Here is a 17902-nt window from a genome sequence, read left to right as displayed (position 1 = left end):
CGGCGATGAGCGGGGGCAGGGGCGCCGTCGTGCGCCGGCGGTTGCAGGGTGTGGCGTTCCTCGTCGTCCTGGTGCTGCTGCTCGGGCTGACGGTGGCGCTCTACACCAAGGCGTTCACCGACACCGCCCGCGTGCTCCTGCACGCCGACACGGTGGGCAACCAGCTCCAGGAGTCCTCCGACGTCAAGGTGCGCGGGGTCATCGTGGGCGAGGTCCGCTCCGTGGAGGCCGGTGCCGACGGCGCCACCATCGAGCTCGGCATCCGGCCGCGGTACCTCGAACAGATACCGGCCGACGTCACCGCCCGGCTGCTGCCCAAGACGCTGTTCGGCGAGCGGTACGTGTCGCTCGTCGTGCCCGAGCAGCCGTCGGGGGAGCGGCTGGCCGACGGCGACGAGATCGGGCAGGACCGCACGGAGAACGCCGTCGAGCTGCAGCGGGTGATCGACGACCTGCTGCCGCTGCTGCGCGCCGTCGAGCCGCAGGACCTCAGCTACACGCTCGGCGCGGTGGCCTCGGCGCTGCGCGGCCGCGGCGACCGGCTGGGGGAGAACCTCGCCTCGATCGGCGGCTACGTGGGCGAGCTCAACACCGTCCTGCCCGAGCTGCAGGCCGACATCAGCGGGCTGGCCGACGTCGCCGACACCTACACGTCGGCGGCCGACGACCTGCTCGCCGTCCTGGACGACCTGTCGGTGACCTCGCAGACGCTGGTCGACCAGTCCGAGCAGCTGCGCCGCACGTTCACCGTCGTCGGCGGCTCGGCCTCCACCGCGGCCGGCTTCCTCGAGGCCAACGAGCGCGACCTCATCTCGCTGGCCGCCACCTCGCTGCCGGTGCTCGGGCTGTTCGCCGAGTACTCGCCGGAGTACCCGTGCCTGCTCGACGGCCTGGCCCGGTTCAAGCCGATGATCACCGAGGCATTCGGCGGCGACGGCGACCCCGCGCTGAACCTGGACATCACCGTGACCCTGCCGCCCCGCAACCCCTACCAGCCCGGGGACCAGCCGGCCTACCTCGACCGGTCCGGGCCGGACTGCCAGGGCCTCGACGACATCGACGCGATCATCGCCGCGGCCGACCGCGGGGAGTACTACTGCCCGGTCCCGCCCGAGGACGGCGTCGACTCGGTGGACAACCCGCTCAGCGGCAACCCGAACTGCCTCGGCGGGCGCGACCCCGACGACGTCCCCGCCGGCGCCGGCGAGCCCAACCCCACGGTCACCTCCACGGCCGGCACCTCCCTGCCGACGGGCCTGGCCGGCTCGACGGCGGAGCTGGACTTCGTGCGCAGCATCCTCGGCTACCAGACCGGCGTGGAGCCCGGCGAGGTGTCCGACCTGTCCGCCTCGACGATGGCGCCGCTGCTGCGCGGGACCCAGGTGGTTCTCCGATGAGCGAGCGCCGGCGAGCGAGGAGCGGAGCGATCGGCCGCGGAGCGGGGAGGGCGCTGCGATGAGGGGCCTCGCCGCGCCGCTGACCAAGCTGGCCGTCTTCGCGCTGGTCACCGTGCTGGCCAGCTACGTGCTCGTCACCACCATCACCAACGCCGGGTACGGCGAGCCGCTTGGGTACCGGGCGCAGTTCACCGACGTCGCCGGCCTGGTCGAGGGCGACGAGGTGCGCATCGCCGGCGTCCGGGTGGGCCAGGTGACCGGGATCGGCCTGTCAGAGCAGACCGACCGGCCGGTGGCCGAGGTGACCCTCGAGGTCGACGCCGACGTCGCGCTGCCGACCTCGGTGCAGGCGACCATCCGCTACCGCAACCTCGTCGGCCAGCGCTACGTCGCGCTCACCGAGGGGGAGGGGTCGGCCGGGCGCACGCTCGACGCCGGCGCCACCATCCCGCTGGCCCAGACGCGGCCGGCGCTGGACCTGACGACGCTGTTCGGCGGGTTCCAGCCGCTGTTCCAGGCGCTCTCGCCGCAGGACGTCAACCGGCTGTCCTTCGAGATCATCCAGGTGTTCCAGGGCGAGGGCGGGACGGTGGAGAGCCTGCTCGGCCACGTCGGCTCGCTGACCTCGGCGCTGGCCGACAAGGACGCCGTCATCGGCAGCGTGATCGACAACCTGACGTCGGTGATGGGCACCGTCGCCGCCCGCGACGAGCAGCTGTCGTCGCTCGTGGTCTCCCTGCAGCAGTTCGTCAGCGGGCTGACCGAGGACCGCGACGCGATCTTCGACGCGCTGCAGACCATCGACGGCCTGGCCGTGACCACCGCCGGGTTCCTCGACGACGCCCGCGCCCCGCTCTCGGCCGACATCGCCGCCCTCGATGACCTGGCCGGCAACCTCGCCGACACCGGCGACGTCGTGGAGGACTTCCTGCAGCTCGCCCCGACCAAGATCGACCTGATCACCCGGACCGCCGTCAACGGCAGCTGGTTCAACTTCTACCTGTGCGGGGCGTCGGGCACGGTGACCCTGCCCGGCGCGAGCGAGCCGAGCACCATCCCGGCCGGCGGGCTCGGCTCCGGCGCGAGGGGGTGCTGATGGCCCGCCGTGCGGCCACGCCCTTCCGCGACCGCGACCCGGTCGTCATCGGGGCGGTGAGCCTCTCCGTCATCGCGCTCCTGGTGTTCCTGGCGTTCAACGCGCAGTCGCTGCCGCTCATCGGCGGCGGCACCGTCTACCGCGCCCAGTTCTCCGAGGCCGCCGGGCTCCGCCCCGACGACCCGGTGCGGGTGGCCGGCGTCAAGGTCGGCCAGGTCGAGAGCCTGGCGCTCGAGGACGGCGCGGTGACCGTGGAGTTCCGCGTCCGCGACGCCTTCGTCGGCGACCGGTCCGAGGCGGCCATCAAGATCGAGACGGTGCTCGGCGCCAAGTACCTCGCGCTCGTCCCGCGCGGCACCTCGCCGCTGGACCCCGGGCAGCGCATCCCGCTGCAGCGGACCGCCTCGCCCTACGACGTCGTCGAGGCCTTCGCGGACCTGTCCACGACGGTCGACGACATCGACACCGCCCAGCTGGCGAGCTCCTTCGAGGTGCTGTCGCAGACCTTCGCCGACACCCCCGACGAGGTCCGCACGTCCCTGGACGGGCTGGCCCGGCTCTCGGACACGATCGCCTCGCGCGACGCCCAGCTCGAGCAGCTCCTGTCGGCCACCCGGGACGTGACCCAGGTCCTCGCCGACCGCAACGGCGAGTTCACCCAGCTGATCCTGGACTCCAACACCCTGCTCACCGAGGTGCAGGAGCGGCGTCAGCTCATCGACTCGATCCTGACCAACACGCAGACCCTGGCGCAGCAGCTGTCGGGCCTGGTCGCGGACAACCGCGAGGCCCTCACCCCGGCGCTGCAGCAGCTGGCGACCGTCACCGACATCCTCTCGCGCAACCGCGAGGCCCTCGGGCAGACCGTCGCCAACCTGGCGCCGTTCGTCCGGGTCTTCACCAACACCCTGGGCAACGGCCGCTGGTTCGACAGCTTCGTGGAGAACCTGCTGCCCGGCGCCGTCGGGTCGGTGCTCTGCGGGGGCGCCGCCCAGCTGCCCGGTGGTCTCGTCTCCTGTGAGGAGGGGCAGTGACGGGGACGCTGCAGCGCGGCGTCGCGCTGGCCGCCGCGCTCGTCCTGGTGGGCGCGGTCGGCTGGACCGTCCTGCGCCCGGCCGGCCAGATGCGCGTGACCGCCTGGTTCGACCAGGCCGTCGGCGTCTACGAGGGCGGGGACGTGCGCGTCCTCGGCATCGACGTCGGCGCGATCACCGCCGTCGTCCCCACGGGTGACCGGGTGCGCGTGGACATGCTGGTCGACGAGGACTACGACATCCCGGCCGACGCCGACGCGGTCGTCCTCGCGCCGTCGCTGGTCAGCGACCGCTACGTGCAGTTCTCCCCGGTCTACGACGGCGGCCCCACGATGGAGGACGGCGCGGAGCTGGACCTGTCCCGGACCGCGACGCCGGTCGAGCTCGACGCCGTCTACGGCGCCCTCGACGAGCTCTCGACCGCGCTCGGCCCGACCGGCGCGAACGAGGACGGCGCGCTGGCGGACCTGCTGGCCACCGGCGCGGACAACCTCGAGGGCAACGGTGACGCCCTCAACCGGACGCTGACCGGCTTCTCGCAGGCGGTGCAGACCCTGTCGGAGAACCGCGAGGACCTGTTCGGCTCGGTGGAGAACCTGCAGACCTTCACCTCGGCGCTGGCCACGGTCGACACCCAGGTCGGGCAGTTCAACGACAACCTCGCCGCGGTCGCCGAGCAGCTCGAGGGGGAGCGCGAGGACCTCGCCGCCGCGGTGCAGCTGCTGTCCTCGGCGCTGGCCGAGATCGCCACCTTCGTGCAGACCAACACCACGCTGCTGACCACCAACGTCGACCGGCTGGCCGACGTCACCCTCACGCTGGTCCAGCAGCGCCAGGCGCTGGCCGAGGTGCTCGACGTCGCGCCCGCGGCGCTCGGCAACGTCGCGCACGCCTACAACCCCGACTACGGCACGCTCGACACCCGCGACAACTCGCTGGGGTCGACCAACCCGGAGGTCATGGTCTGCCAGCTGCTGGCCTCGGCCGGCCGCCTGCAGGTCGCCGGCGTCGGCCTGACCGACCTGACCTCCTTCCTGCAGCTCCCGCCGGTCGAGCAGATCTGCGTGCGGCTGCTGTCCGGGGACCCCGGCAACGACGGCCAGCTCGACGACCTCAACGGCAACGGCGTGCCCGACCTGCAGGAGCTGCTCGGCACGCTGTTCGGCGGCGGCACGACGCCGCGGACCGGCGGCACCCCGCTGATCGGCCTGCCGCTCGTCCCGGGGAGCCAGCAGTGACCGGGCGGGGCCGACGGGTGGCCGCGCTGGGCGCCGGCGTGCTGCTGCTGTCCGGGTGCGGCTTCCGCGGCGCGTACTCCCTCGACCTGCCCGGCGGCGCGGACGTCGGCGAGGACCCCTACACCGTGCAGATCCAGTTCCTCGACGTCCTGGACCTCGTTCCGCAGGCCGGCGTCCGCGTGGCCGACGTGCCCGTGGGCCGGGTGGAGGACGTCTCCCTCGGCGAGGACTGGACCGCCGTCGTCACCGTCGAGATCAACGGCGACGTCGACCTGCCGGCGAACGCGGTGGCGATGATCCAGCAGTCCTCGTTGCTGGGGGAGAAGTACGTCGAGCTGGCCGCGCCGGGCACCGAGTCGCCCACCGGAGAGCTCGGCGACGGCGCGCTGATCCCGCTGGACCGCACCAACCGCAACGTCGAGGTGGAGGAGCTGCTCGGCGCGCTCTCGCTGGTCCTCAACGGCGGCGGGCTGGCCCAGCTGCAGACGATCAGCCGGGAGCTCGGCGACGCCCTCGAGGGGCGGGAGGACGCCGTCCGCGCGACCCTCACCCAGCTCGACACGTTCATCGCCGGGCTCGACCAGCAGCGCGACGAGATCGGCCGCGCCCTCGACAGCGTCAACGCCCTCGCCGAGTCGCTGGCCGCCCGCACCGGGACGATCGAGACGGCGCTGGACACGATCGGGCCGGGGCTCGACGTCGTGACCGAGCAGCGCGACCTGCTCGTCTCGATGCTCGACGGCCTGTCCCGCCTCGGCGACGTCGGCACCCGGGTGATCGACCAGGCCGGCGGGGACACCGTCGCCGACCTGCAGCTGCTGCAGCCGGTCCTCACCCAGCTGGCCGCCGCGGGCCCGGACCTCGCCGCGTCCCTCGACCTGCTGCTGACCTATCCGTTCCCGGCCAGCTCGCTGTCGGCGCTGCAGTACCGGCCCGACGCCCGCACCGGCGGCTACGGCCTCTTCACGAACATGACCGCCAACCTCAACCTGGACCTGCGCGAGCTGCTCTGCCGCTACGTCGTCGACCCGGTCACCGGCGCCCTGGAGATCCTCGAGCCGCAGGACCTCGTGGGCGGCCGGTGCGGCACCGCGGGCACGCCGCCGGCCGGCGCCGGCGGGACCGGGACGTCGCCGGTGCCGTCGCTCGTGCCGGGGCTGGGCGGCCTGGTGGGCACCGTGCTCGGCGGCCCGGTCGGCAGCGCCCCGGCCGGGCTGCCCGGGCTGCCCGCCGTCCCGACCGGAGGCACGCCGTGATCACCCGCAAGATCAAGCTGCAGCTGCTCGCCTTCGCCACGGTGGCGCTGGTGGGCATCTCCTACGTCGGCTTCACCTACGTCGGCCTCGACCGCCTGCTGCTGGGCAGCGGCTTCGACGTGGCCGCCGACTTCGCCGACTCCGGCGGCATCTTCGTCAACGCCGAGGTCACCTACCGCGGCGTCGCGGTGGGCCGGGTCAGCGACATGCAGCTCACCGACGACGGCGTCCGGGTGACGATGACCATCGAGCCCGACGCCGCCCCGATCCCCGCCGACACCGACGCCGTCGTGGCCAACCGCAGCGCCGTCGGCGAGCAGTACGTCGACCTGCGCCCGGCCTCCGCCGACGGGCCCTTCCTCGCCGACGGCGCGGTGATCCCGCAGTCGCGCACCGCCATCCCGATCCCCGTCGAGCAGCTGCTGCTCGACGTCGACGGGCTGGTCACCTCCCTGGACGCCGAGGACCTGCGGGTCGTCGTCGACGAGCTCGGCCGCGCGTTCGCCGGCGCCGGGGACGACCTCGCCCGGCTCATCGACAACGGCGACCTGCTGCTCGCCCGCGCCGAGCAGTCGCTGCCCGAGACGCTGCAGCTGATCACCGACGGGCAGACGGTGCTGCGGACGCAGGCCGAGAGCCGCTCGGCGATCGAGCAGTGGGCCAGCGACCTGCGCGCGGTCAGCGACACGCTCGTCGACATCGACCCCGACCTGCGCGGTCTCGTGGTCAACGCCCCCGACGCCGGCGCGGCGCTGCAGGACCTGGTCGACAACGCCGGGCCGGGTCTGGGTTCACTGGTGCGCAACCTCGACGTCCTCAACGGCGTCACCATCCCGCGCCTGGACGGCGTCGAGCAGATGCTGGTCACCTATCCCGACGTCGTCAGCGGCGGCTTCAGCGTCGTCCGCAACGACGGCGGCACGCTGCGGGCGCACTTCGGCTTCGTGCTCAACGCCGACGACCCGCGCGCCTGCACCAGCGGCTACGTCTCGACGGGCCAGACCCGCAGTCCCGGGGCGGTGGGCTCGGTCGACGTCGACTCCGTCGGCTGCGACGTCGTCGCCGGTGCCGACCCCACCCCGGGCGACGGCGTGGACGAGACCGGCTCCAACATCCGCGGCGCGCAGAACATCGGCGGCGACGGCGGCGTCGGGTCCCCCGGCCCGCAGGGCCAGGCCGGCGCGCTCCCCCCGGTGGCCACGGTGGTCGACGACGTCCTCGGCGGACTGCTCGGTGCTCTCCCCTTCGCACGGACGACGGGCTGAGTGCGGCATGCTCGTCACGCGCAGTGGCCGATCCGCCACACGAGGAGAGGAGGACACGGTGACGCAGGACATCGGCACGGCCGACGAGACCAGCCGGACGACCGCCACCGGGCTCCCCGCGGAGGACACCACCGAGGACGGGAAGGCTGACGACCAGCGCCCCGCGTCCCGCCGCCGGCTGTCGGTCCCGCTGGTGCCGGTCCTCGCGGTGCTGCTCGTGCTGCTGCTCGCCGCGGCCACCTGGCTGGCCCTGCCGTGGTTCCGCGGGGACGACGAGTCCCCGGTGCGCACCGACTCCTACGTCGAGGTCCTGCAGGCCGCCCGCTCGGGGATCGTCGACCTGACCTCCTTCGACGCGGTCACCATCGACGACGACATCGAGCAGGTCCGCCGCGTGGCCACCGGGGACCTGCGCGACGAGTCCCTGGCGCAGTTGCAGGACCGGCGGCAGGAGCTCGTCGACGCCCAGGCGGTCGTGCAGACCGAGGTCGTCGGCGCCGGCGTGGTCAGCGCCGACGAGGACTCCGGGACGGTGCTGCTCGTCATCCAGTCCACGCAGCAGAGCACCGCCGGCCCGCAGGCCCAGGTGCTGCGCTACCGCATCCAGGTCGAGCTGGTGCGCCAGGACGGCCGCTGGCTGCTGTCCGGGATCTCCGGGAGGTGACCGGCGTGAGCGAGACCCCGGGGGAGCGCCCCCGCCCGACGCCGCGGCCGCGTGCCGAGCGGCCCCGTCCGTCCCCGCGGCCCCGGGTGGCCGGCAGCCGCCGCGACCGCGAGGAGCCCCGCCCCGACGCGACGCCGACGGCGACCGGAGCGACCACCTCGCTGGAGAAGCCGGCCAGCGGCGGGGAGCCGCGGGCGGGGTCGGGCACCTCCGCCCGGCGCACCCGGCCGGCGCGCACCCGCCCGGCTCCCGCGGCCGCGCCCGCCCGGAGCCGGCGGCTGTCGCCGGTGGCGGTCCTCGGGGTGCTCTGCGTGCTGGCCGCCGGCGCCGTGGCGTTCCTGGCCTGGCAGCGGCTGCACCCCACGCACGTCTCGCCGGAGGTCTTCGCCGCGGCGCGCGAGGACGTGCAGGCCCTCTACGCCTACGACTACCAGGACTCCGAGGGCAGCGTGCAGCGCAAGCTCGACGTCCTGACCGGCGACCTGCGGGAGCAGTACGAGACCGACCTGTCGCAGGGCGGGATCGTCGACACCTACGAGCAGGTCTCGGCCACCACGCGCTACGAGGTGCTCGACGTCGGCCTGCAGCAGGTCTCCGACGACCAGGACACCGCCACCGTCGTGGTGTTCGGCCAGTACGTCGTCCAGTCGGTGAACAGCGGGACCCAGACGGCCCCCGAGGGCTCGGAGTGCACGGTCACGCCGGAGGGCGCGCAGTCGTGCACCCAGACCGTGCAGGTGCAGCTCACGCGCGTGGACGGCGACTGGAAGATCAGCGACCTCACCCTGCTGACGACCAGCTGACCGGGCCGGCCGCGGCAGAATCGTCGCGGCGTGGCGGCGACAAGGGGGCACCCGGGCTGGCATCATCGTCGCGCGGAATGCCGCCCGTCGTGTGGGCGCTGTCCTTCCCGGGGACGTGGTGTGGGTCGCCACTCACCCCCGACGTGGACAGCCCCAGCGAGCAGGGGTAGGGTTCTCTGTTGCGCTGCCCCCTGACTGCCTGCCCGCCGAGACGGGTCACCTGGGGTGCCCGGGATTCCCGGCACCCCGGCGACGACTCCGTCGACCCGGCGGGCCGGACGCCGCGGACAGCCCCGCCGATACCGACGACGACCCAGGACGACCCCGCACCCACCGCCCGCACGTCGTGAGGTCCTTGGAAGGACGCATCTTGGCAGGCTCTCGCCCCACCAGCATCTCCCCCAGCACCACCGAGTCCGGCGGCTTCGGCCAGCAGAACCAGACTCCCCAGGCCGGCCCCCGCACCGGAGAGGCCGACCAGCAGAAGATCCCCGGGGCTCCGCTCCGGGTCTCGTTCGCGAAGATCTCCGAGCCCCTCGAGGTGCCGGACCTGCTCGCCCTGCAGACCGCGTCCTTCGACTGGCTGGTCGGCAGCCCCGAGTGGCGCGCCACCCTCTCGCCCGAGGAGCAGGCCTCCGCCGTCGGCGGCCTGGCCGAGATCCTCGAGGAGATCTCCCCGATCGAGGACTTCAGCGGCTCGATGTCGCTGTCCTTCTCCAACCCGCGCTTCGAGGACGTCAAGGCGTCCCTCGAGGAGTGCAAGGACAAGGACATGACCTACGCGGCGCCGCTGTTCGTCACCGCCGAGTTCATGAACAACACCACCGGCGAGATCAAGAGCCAGACGGTGTTCATGGGCGACTTCCCGATCATGACGAACAAGGGCACGTTCGTCATCAACGGCACCGAGCGCGTCGTGGTCTCGCAGCTGGTCCGCAGCCCCGGCGTCTACTTCGACAAGACCCTGGACAAGACCTCCGACAAGGACGTCTTCAGCGCCAAGGTCATCCCCAGCCGTGGTGCGTGGCTGGAGTTCGACGTCGACAAGCGCGACACCGTCGGCGTCCGGATCGACCGCAAGCGCCGTCAGCCGGTCACCGTGCTGCTCAAGGCGCTGGGCTGGACCGAGGACCGCATCCGCGAGCACTTCCAGTGGTCGCCCACCGTCCTCGCCACCCTGGAGAAGGACCACATCGCCGGGCAGGACGAGGCCCTGCTCGACATCTACCGCAAGCTGCGGCCGGGCGAGCCGCCGACGCGTGAGTCGGCGCAGGCCCTGCTGGAGAACCTCTTCTTCAACCCGAAGCGCTACGACCTGGCCAAGGTCGGCCGCTACAAGGTGAACAAGAAGCTCGGCGTCGAGGTCCCCCAGCCGACCTCCACGCTGACCGAGGACGACATCGTCGCCACCATCGAGTACGTCGTGCGGCTGCACGCCGGCGAGCCCGACCACGGCGTCGACGACATCGACCACTTCGGCAACCGCCGCCTGCGCACCGTCGGCGAGCTGATCCAGAACCAGATCCGGGTCGGCCTCTCCCGCATGGAGCGCGTCGTCCGCGAGCGGATGACGACCCAGGACGTCGAGGCGATCACGCCGCAGACCCTGATCAACATCCGGCCGGTCGTCGCCTCCATCAAGGAGTTCTTCGGCACCAGCCAGCTCTCGCAGTTCATGGACCAGACCAACCCGCTCGCGGGCCTGACCCACAAGCGCCGCCTGTCGGCGCTGGGCCCGGGTGGTCTGTCCCGTGAGCGGGCCGGCATGGAGGTCCGCGACGTGCACCCGAGCCACTACGGCCGGATGTGCCCGATCGAGACGCCGGAAGGCCCGAACATCGGCCTGATCGGCTCGCTGTCGGCCTACGGGCGGGTCAACGCCTTCGGCTTCATCGAGACCCCCTACCGGCGGGTCGAGAACGGCACGGTCACCGACCAGATCGACTACCTGACCGCCGACGAGGAGGACCGCTTCGTCGTCGCCCAGGCCAACTCGCCGCTGGACGCGCAGGGCCGGTTCGCCGAGGACCGCGTCCTGGTCCGCACCAAGGGCGGTGAGGTCGACTACCTCGTCCCCGAGAACGTCGACTACATGGACGTCTCGCCGCGGCAGATGACCTCGGTCGCGACGGCGATGATCCCGTTCCTCGAGCACGACGACGCCAACCGCGCGCTCATGGGCGCGAACATGCAGCGCCAGGCCGTCCCGCTGCTGCGCAGCGAGGCGCCGCTGGTCGGCACCGGCATGGAGCTGCGGGCCGCCGTCGACGCCGGCGACGTCGTCGTGGCGGAGAAGGCCGGTGTGGTCGAGGACTCCACCGCCGACTACGTCACCGTCATGGCCGACGACGGCACGCGGCAGACCTACCGGCTGCTGAAGTTCCGCCGCTCGAACCAGGGCACCTCGATCAACCAGACCCCCGTCGTGGACGAGGGTCAGCGGGTCGAGGTCGGCCAGGTCATCGCCGACGGGCCGTGCACCGACCAGGGCGAGATGGCGCTGGGCAAGAACCTGCTCGTCGCCTTCATGCCGTGGGAGGGCCACAACTACGAGGACGCGATCATCCTGTCGCAGCGCCTCGTGCAGGACGACGTCCTGTCCTCGATCCACATCGAGGAGTTCGAGGTCGACGCCCGCGACACCAAGCTCGGTGCCGAGGAGATCACCCGGGACATCCCGAACGTCTCCGAGGAGGTCCTCGCCGACCTCGACGAGCGCGGCATCATCCGCATCGGTGCCGAGGTCGTCCCCGGCGACATCCTCGTCGGCAAGGTCACGCCCAAGGGCGAGACCGAGCTGACCCCCGAGGAGCGGCTGCTGCGGGCGATCTTCGGCGAGAAGGCCCGCGAGGTCCGCGACACCAGCCTCAAGGTCAAGCACGGTGAGTCCGGCAAGGTCATCGGCGTCCGCGTGTTCTCGCGCGAGGACGGCGACGAGCTGCCCGCCGGCGTCAACGAGCTGATCCGGGTCTACGTCGCCCAGATGCGCAAGATCTCCGACGGCGACAAGCTCGCCGGGCGCCACGGCAACAAGGGCGTCATCGCGAAGATCCTGCCGCAGGAGGACATGCCGTTCCTCGAGGACGGCACCCCGGTGGACATCGTCCTCAACCCGCTCGGCGTCCCCGGCCGGATGAACGTCGGCCAGGTCCTGGAGACCCACCTCGGGTGGATCGCCAAGTCCGGCTGGCAGGTCGAGGGCACCCCGGAGTGGGCGGCGAACCTGCCCGAGCGGGCGCGCCAGGCGGACCCGGGCACCCGGACCGCGACGCCGGTGTTCGACGGCGCCCGCGAGGAGGAGATCATCGGCCTGCTGGGCTCGACGATCCCCAACCGCGACGGCAACCGGATGGTGCAGGAGACCGGCAAGGCGCGGCTGTTCGACGGCCGCTCCGGGGAGCCCTTCCCCGAGCCGATCTCGGTGGGCTACGTCTACATCCTGAAGCTGCTGCACCTGGTCGACGACAAGATCCACGCCCGCTCGACCGGCCCCTACTCGATGATCACGCAGCAGCCGCTGGGTGGTAAGGCGCAGTTCGGTGGCCAGCGCTTCGGTGAGATGGAGTGCTGGGCGATGCAGGCCTACGGCGCGGCCTACGCGCTGCAGGAGCTGCTGACCATCAAGTCCGACGACATCCTCGGCCGCGTCAAGGTCTACGAGGCCATCGTCAAGGGCGAGAACATCCCCGAGCCGGGCATCCCCGAGTCGTTCAAGGTGTTGCTCAAGGAGCTGCAGTCGCTGTGCCTCAACGTCGAGGTGCTGTCCGGCGACGGGCAGGCGATCGAGCTGCGCGACACCGACGACGAGGTGTTCCGGGCCGCGGAGGAGCTGGGCATCGACCTCTCCCGCCGCGAGCCCTCCAGCGTCGAGGACGTGTGATCGGCCGCCGGCCGGCCCCCTGAGCGGGGCCGGCCGGCGCCCCCCGACAACCGATCGAAAAAGCAGTAACCGAGCCCCGGGAAAGGGGTCCACTCAGTGCTCGACGTCAACTTCTTCGACGAGCTCCGCATCGGTCTGGCCACCGGCGACGACATCCGTCAGTGGTCGCACGGTGAGGTGAAGAAGCCCGAGACCATCAACTACCGCACGCTCCGTCCGGAGAAGGACGGTCTCTTCTGCGAGAAGATCTTCGGTCCCACCCGGGACTGGGAGTGCTACTGCGGCAAGTACAAGCGCGTCCGCTTCAAGGGCATCATCTGCGAGCGCTGCGGCGTCGAGGTGACCCGGGCCAAGGTCCGCCGCGAGCGGATGGGCCACATCGAGCTGGCCGCGCCGGTCACCCACATCTGGTTCTTCAAGGGCGTCCCCTCGCGCCTGGGCTACCTGCTCGACCTGGCGCCCAAGGACCTCGAGAAGATCATCTACTTCGCCGCCTACCTGATCACCACGGTCGACGACGAGGCGCGCCACCGCGACCTCCCGACGATCGAGGCCGAGATCAGCGCGGAGAAGCACAACCTCGAGAGCCGGCGCGACGCCGACGTCGAGGCCCGTCAGCAGAAGCTCGAGGCCGACCTGGCCGAGCTCGAGGCGGAGGGCGCCAAGTCCGACGTCCGCCGCAAGGTGCGCGAGGGCGGCGAGCGCGAGATGCGCCAGCTGCGCGACCGCGCCCAGCGGGAGATCGACCGCCTCGAGGAGGTGCTCGACACCTTCCGCAAGCTCGAGGTCAAGCAGCTCATCGCCGACGAGGGCCTCTACCGCGAGCTGCGCGACCGCTTCGGTGAGTACTTCGAGGGCGGCATGGGTGCCGCTGCCCTGCAGAAGCTGCTGGCCGACTTCGACCTCGACGCCGAGGCCGCCTCGCTGCGCGACACCATCCGCAACGGCAAGGGCCAGCGCAAGCTGCGGGCCCTCAAGCGGCTCAAGGTCGTCGCGGCGTTCCAGCAGACCCGCAACTCGCCCATGGGCATGGTGCTGGACTGCGTCCCGGTCATCCCGCCGGACCTGCGCCCGATGGTGCAGCTCGACGGTGGCCGCTTCGCCACCAGCGACATGAACGACCTGTACCGCCGGGTGATCAACCGGAACAACCGGCTCAAGCGGCTGCTCGACCTCGGCGCGCCCGAGATCATCGTGAACAACGAGAAGCGGATGCTCCAGGAGTCCGTGGACGCGCTGTTCGACAACGGCCGCCGCGGCCGTCCGGTCACCGGTCCGGGCAACCGTCCGCTGAAGTCCCTGAGCGACCTGCTCAAGGGCAAGCAGGGCCGGTTCCGCCAGAACCTGCTCGGCAAGCGCGTCGACTACTCCGGCCGTTCGGTCATCGTCGTCGGCCCGCAGCTGAAGCTGCACCAGTGCGGCCTGCCCAAGCAGATGGCGCTGGAGCTGTTCAAGCCCTTCGTCATGAAGCGGCTGGTCGACCTCAACCACGCGCAGAACATCAAGAGCGCCAAGCGCATGGTCGAGCGCGCCCGTCCCGTGGTCTGGGACGTGCTCGAGGAGGTCATCACCGAGCACCCGGTGCTGCTCAACCGCGCGCCGACGCTGCACCGCCTGGGCATCCAGGCCTTCGAGCCGCAGCTGGTCGAGGGCAAGGCCATCCAGATCCACCCGCTGGTCTGCACCGCCTTCAACGCCGACTTCGACGGTGACCAGATGGCGGTCCACCTGCCGCTGTCGGCCGAGGCGCAGGCCGAGGCCCGCATCCTCATGCTGTCCAGCAACAACATCCTGAGCCCGGCCGACGGTCGCCCGATCACCGCGCCGACCCAGGACATGGTGCTGGGCCTGTACCACCTGACCACCCTGGTGCCGAGCCGGCACGAGGCCGAGGGTGGCCAGCCGGCGGCGTTCGCGTCGACGGCCGAGGCGATCATGGCCTACGACAAGGGTGCGCTGGGTCTGCAGGAGCGGGCGCTGATCCGCCTCGACGAGGTGTTCGGCGTCGACAACGGCAAGGTCAACGAGGACTGGGAGCAGCCCGAGGACTGGACCCCGGGTGCCCCCGCGCTGGTGCGCACCAGCCTGGGCCGGGTGCTGTTCAACGAGGCCCTGCCTGAGGACTACCGCTTCGTCAACTACCAGGTGCCGAAGAAGGAGCTCGGGGCGATCGTCAACGACCTCGCCGAGCGCTACCCCAAGGTGCAGGTCGCGGCGACGCTGGACGCCCTCAAGTCGGCCGGCTTCCGCTGGGCGACCCGCTCGGGTGTCACGATCGCCATCGACGACGTCGTCACCCCGCCGGCGAAGCAGGAGATCCTCGACCGGCACGAGGCCGAGGCCCGGGGCATCGAGCGGCAGTACGAGCGCGGTGTCATCACCGACGCCGAGCGTCGTGGTGAGCTGATCGAGATCTGGACCCGCGCGCGGGCCGAGGTCAGCCAGGCGATGGTGGACAACTTCCCCACCACCAACCCGGTCTGGGTCATGGTCAACTCGGGCGCCCGAGGCAACATGATGCAGATCAGCCAGATCGCCGGCATGCGCGGCCTGGTGGCCAACCCGAAGGGCGAGATCATCCCGCGGCCGATCAAGGCCAACTTCCGGGAGGGTCTGTCGGTGCTGGAGTACTTCATCTCCACGCACGGCGCGCGCAAGGGTCTGGCCGACACGGCGCTCCGTACCGCGGACTCCGGGTACCTCACCCGCCGGCTGGTCGACGTCTCCCAGGACGTCATCATCCGCGAGGAGGACTGCGGCACCGAGCGCGGCGTGATCATGCCGATCGCGACCGTGATCGACGGCACGCTGACCCGGGACGCGCACGTGGAGACCAGCGTCTACGCCCGCTCCCTGGCCGCCGACGTGACGGCCGAGGACGGCACGCTGATCGCGCGGGCCGGTGAGGACCTGGGTGACGTGCTCATCGGCGCCCTGGTCGACGCCGGTGTCGCCGAGGTCAAGGTCCGCTGCGTCCTGACCTGCGAGTCCCTGCTGGGCACCTGCGCGACCTGCTACGGCCGGTCGCTGGCCACCGGCAAGCTCGTGGACGTCGGCGAGGCGGTCGGCATCATCGCCGCCCAGTCGATCGGTGAGCCCGGCACCCAGCTGACGATGCGCACCTTCCACACCGGTGGTGTCGCGGGTGAGGACATCACCCACGGTCTGCCGCGTGTGGTGGAGCTCTTCGAGGCCCGCGTCCCCAAGGGCAAGGCCCCGATCGCCGAGCTGGCCGGCTCCGTCCGGATCGAGGACGGCGAGCAGTTCCGCAAGCTGACCATCACCCCGGACGACGGCTCCGACGAGGTCGTCTACGACAAGCTGTCGCGCCGGTCGCGGCTGCGGGTCGAGGACGGTGCGCACGTCGAGGTCGGCGAGCAGCTCACCGAGGGTGCGGTGGACCCGCACGAGGTGCTGCGGATCATGGGCCCGCGCGAGGTGCAGCTGCACCTCGTCCGCGAGGTCCAGGAGGTCTACCGCAGCCAGGGCGTGTCGATCCACGACAAGCACATCGAGGTGATCATCCGCCAGATGCTGAAGCGGGTGACCATCATCGACTCGGGCGCCACGGAGTTCCTCCCCGGTGCGCTGGTCGAGCGGACGCTGTTCGAGACCGAGAACCGCCGCGTCGTCGCCGAGGGCGGCGAGCCGGCCTCGGCCCGTCCGGTGCTCATGGGCATCACCAAGGCCTCGCTCGCGACCGAGTCGTGGCTGTCGGCCGCCTCCTTCCAGGAGACGACCAAGGTGCTCACCGACGCCGCGATCCAGGGCAAGAGCGACAGCCTGCTCGGCCTCAAGGAGAACGTGATCATCGGCAAGCTGATCCCGGCGGGTACGGGCATCAGCCGCTACCGGAACATCACGGTCGAGCCGACCGAGGAGGCCCGCGCCGCCGTCTACACGATGGCCGGGTACGACGACGGGCAGTACTACAGCCCGGACGTCTTCGGGTCGGGCTCCGGTGAGGCCGTGCGCCTCGAGGAGTACGACTGGCGGGGCTGATCCCCGCAGCACGTGAGGAGGGCCCCGCAGATCGCGAGATCTGCGGGGCCCTTCCGCGTGTGGGGGACGCGGCACGATCAGGTCACCTGATCGTGCCGCGTCCTGGCTCACCGCCGACGGTGAGCCAGGACGCTCGGAGGTGAGCTAGGACGACGGCAGTGTCACGTGACGCAACACCGGTCCTACGCGTCGGCCAGGCGGCGCATGGTCTCCACGGTGCGCAGCCGGCCCTCGCGGCTGTCGTCGAGCGGCTGCAGGGCGAGGGTGGTGACGCCGGCCTCGGCGTAGGCGGACACCCGCTCGGCGACGTAGGACTCCGGGCCGATGAGCGACACCTTGCGGACGAAGTCGTCGGGCAGCGCCGCGGCCGCCTCGTCCTTCTTGCCGCCCAGGTAGAGCTCCTGGACGGTCTCCGCCGCCTCCTCGTACCCGTAGCGCCGTGCCAGGTCGTTGTAGAAGTTCTTGCCCTTGGCGCCCATCCCGCCGACGTAGAGCGCCAGCTGCGGCCGGACGGCGTCGTGCAGGTGGTCGACGTCCTCGCCGATCGCCACGGGCACGCCGCAGATGACCTGCAGGTCGCCGAGCTCCGCGTCGCGCTTGGCCTTGCCGGCCCGCAGCGAGTCGCCCCAGACGTCGTCGGCGCGCTCCGGCATGAACCAGATCGGCTCCCACACCTCGGCGATCTCCGCGGCCAGCTCCACGTTCTTGGGACCGAGCGCGGCCAGCATCACCGGGATCCGCTCGCGGACCGGGGTGTTGATGAGCTTGAGTGGCTTGCCCAGGCCGGTGCCCTGCTCGGCCGGCAGCGGCACGGTGTACTTCGGGCCCTCGTGCACCAGCCGGTCCCGGCGCCACACCTGGCGGCAGATCTCCACGACCTCGCGGGTGCGCTGCAGCGGCGCGTCGTAGGGGACGCCGTGCCAGCCCTCGATGACCTGCGGGCCCGAGGCGCCCAGGCCCAGGGTGAAGCGGCCGCCGGAGACGAAGTCCAGCCCGGCCGCGGTCATCGCCGTCAGGGCCGGCGTGCGGCTGTAGATGGGCAGGATGGCGCTCATCAGCTCGACCCGCTGCGTGACGGCGGCCAGGTACCCGAGCTGGCTGACGGCGTCGAAGGTGTAGACCTCCGCGCACATGGCGAGGTCGAGCCCCGCGGCCTCCAGGTCGACGATCTCCGCCGCCGTCTCCTGGAAACCCCCCGCGTAACTGGCCTGGATGCCGATGCGCACCTGCACTCCTCTGGTCGGCGGCGCCCGCGTCGGCGCCTCCG

General features: G+C 71.7%; 11 protein-coding genes. 10 read left to right on the top strand and 1 reads right to left on the bottom strand.

The window, feature by feature from the left end:
• Positions 1-5: 5 nt before the first annotated feature.
• The 10 genes from FN207_RS01125 (at position 6) to FN207_RS01080 (ending at position 16635) form a co-directional block, all read left to right on the top strand.
• Complete coding sequence (locus tag FN207_RS01125) at positions 6-1397, top strand: MCE family protein (RefSeq protein WP_142456548.1); 1392 nt, start codon at positions 6-8, stop codon at positions 1395-1397.
• A 58-nt stretch (positions 1398-1455) separates the two neighbouring features.
• The gene (locus FN207_RS01120; protein ID WP_142456547.1) at positions 1456-2493 is read left to right on the top strand and encodes an MCE family protein; all 1038 of its coding nucleotides are present in this window, start codon (positions 1456-1458) and stop codon (positions 2491-2493) included.
• Positions 2493-3527: an MCE family protein gene (locus FN207_RS01115; RefSeq protein WP_142456546.1), complete on the top strand. Its 1035-nt coding sequence runs from the start codon at positions 2493-2495 to the stop codon at positions 3525-3527. The genes FN207_RS01120 and FN207_RS01115 overlap by 1 nt, the downstream gene beginning before the upstream one ends.
• Positions 3524-4765 (top strand): MCE family protein, encoded by a 1242-nt coding sequence (locus tag FN207_RS01110; protein ID WP_142456545.1) that lies wholly within the window; start codon positions 3524-3526, stop codon positions 4763-4765. Before FN207_RS01115 ends, FN207_RS01110 begins: the two co-directional genes overlap by 4 nt.
• Positions 4762-6021: an MCE family protein gene (locus FN207_RS01105; protein ID WP_142456544.1), complete on the top strand. Its 1260-nt coding sequence runs from the start codon at positions 4762-4764 to the stop codon at positions 6019-6021. Before FN207_RS01110 ends, FN207_RS01105 begins: the two co-directional genes overlap by 4 nt.
• Positions 6018-7286 (top strand): MCE family protein, encoded by a 1269-nt coding sequence (locus FN207_RS01100; RefSeq protein WP_142456543.1) that lies wholly within the window; start codon positions 6018-6020, stop codon positions 7284-7286. The genes FN207_RS01105 and FN207_RS01100 overlap by 4 nt, the downstream gene beginning before the upstream one ends.
• 58 nt (positions 7287-7344) lie before the next feature.
• Entirely contained in the window at positions 7345-7950 is a 606-nt protein-coding gene (locus FN207_RS01095) for a hypothetical protein (protein WP_142456542.1), read from the top strand.
• 5 nt (positions 7951-7955) lie between these two features.
• Positions 7956-8753 (top strand): hypothetical protein, encoded by a 798-nt coding sequence (locus FN207_RS01090; RefSeq protein ID WP_142456541.1) that lies wholly within the window; start codon positions 7956-7958, stop codon positions 8751-8753.
• 370 nt (positions 8754-9123) lie between these two features.
• The gene (rpoB, locus tag FN207_RS01085; RefSeq protein WP_221887985.1) at positions 9124-12633 is read left to right on the top strand and encodes a DNA-directed RNA polymerase subunit beta; all 3510 of its coding nucleotides are present in this window, start codon (positions 9124-9126) and stop codon (positions 12631-12633) included.
• Between the two features lie 96 nt (positions 12634-12729).
• Complete coding sequence (locus FN207_RS01080; RefSeq protein ID WP_142456540.1) at positions 12730-16635, top strand: DNA-directed RNA polymerase subunit beta'; 3906 nt, start codon at positions 12730-12732, stop codon at positions 16633-16635.
• A gap of 182 nt (positions 16636-16817) precedes the next feature.
• Here the strand turns inward: FN207_RS01080 and FN207_RS01075 are convergent, their stop codons facing one another.
• Positions 16818-17861 (bottom strand): LLM class F420-dependent oxidoreductase, encoded by a 1044-nt coding sequence (locus FN207_RS01075; RefSeq protein ID WP_142456539.1) that lies wholly within the window; start codon positions 17859-17861, stop codon positions 16818-16820.
• Positions 17862-17902 lie beyond the last annotated feature (41 nt).

Origin of the sequence: Geodermatophilus aquaeductus (assembly GCF_900182545.1) — a bacterium.
In the GTDB taxonomy this organism is placed as follows: Bacteria; Actinomycetota; Actinomycetes; order Mycobacteriales; family Geodermatophilaceae; genus Geodermatophilus; species Geodermatophilus aquaeductus.
The sequence above is the reverse complement of the archived record's forward strand: the minus strand, read 5'-3'. Positions and strand labels throughout refer to the sequence as shown.

Bases quoted from the DNA above. Each gene is read 5' to 3' on its own strand.
- FN207_RS01125 (WP_142456548.1), top strand. From the start codon at position 6: ATGAGCGGGGGCAGGGGCGCCGTCGTGCGCCGGCGGTTGCAGGGTGTG.
- FN207_RS01120 (WP_142456547.1), top strand. From the start codon at position 1,456: ATGAGGGGCCTCGCCGCGCCGCTGACCAAGCTGGCCGTCTTCGCGCTG.
- FN207_RS01115 (WP_142456546.1), top strand. From the start codon at position 2,493: ATGGCCCGCCGTGCGGCCACGCCCTTCCGCGACCGCGACCCGGTCGTC.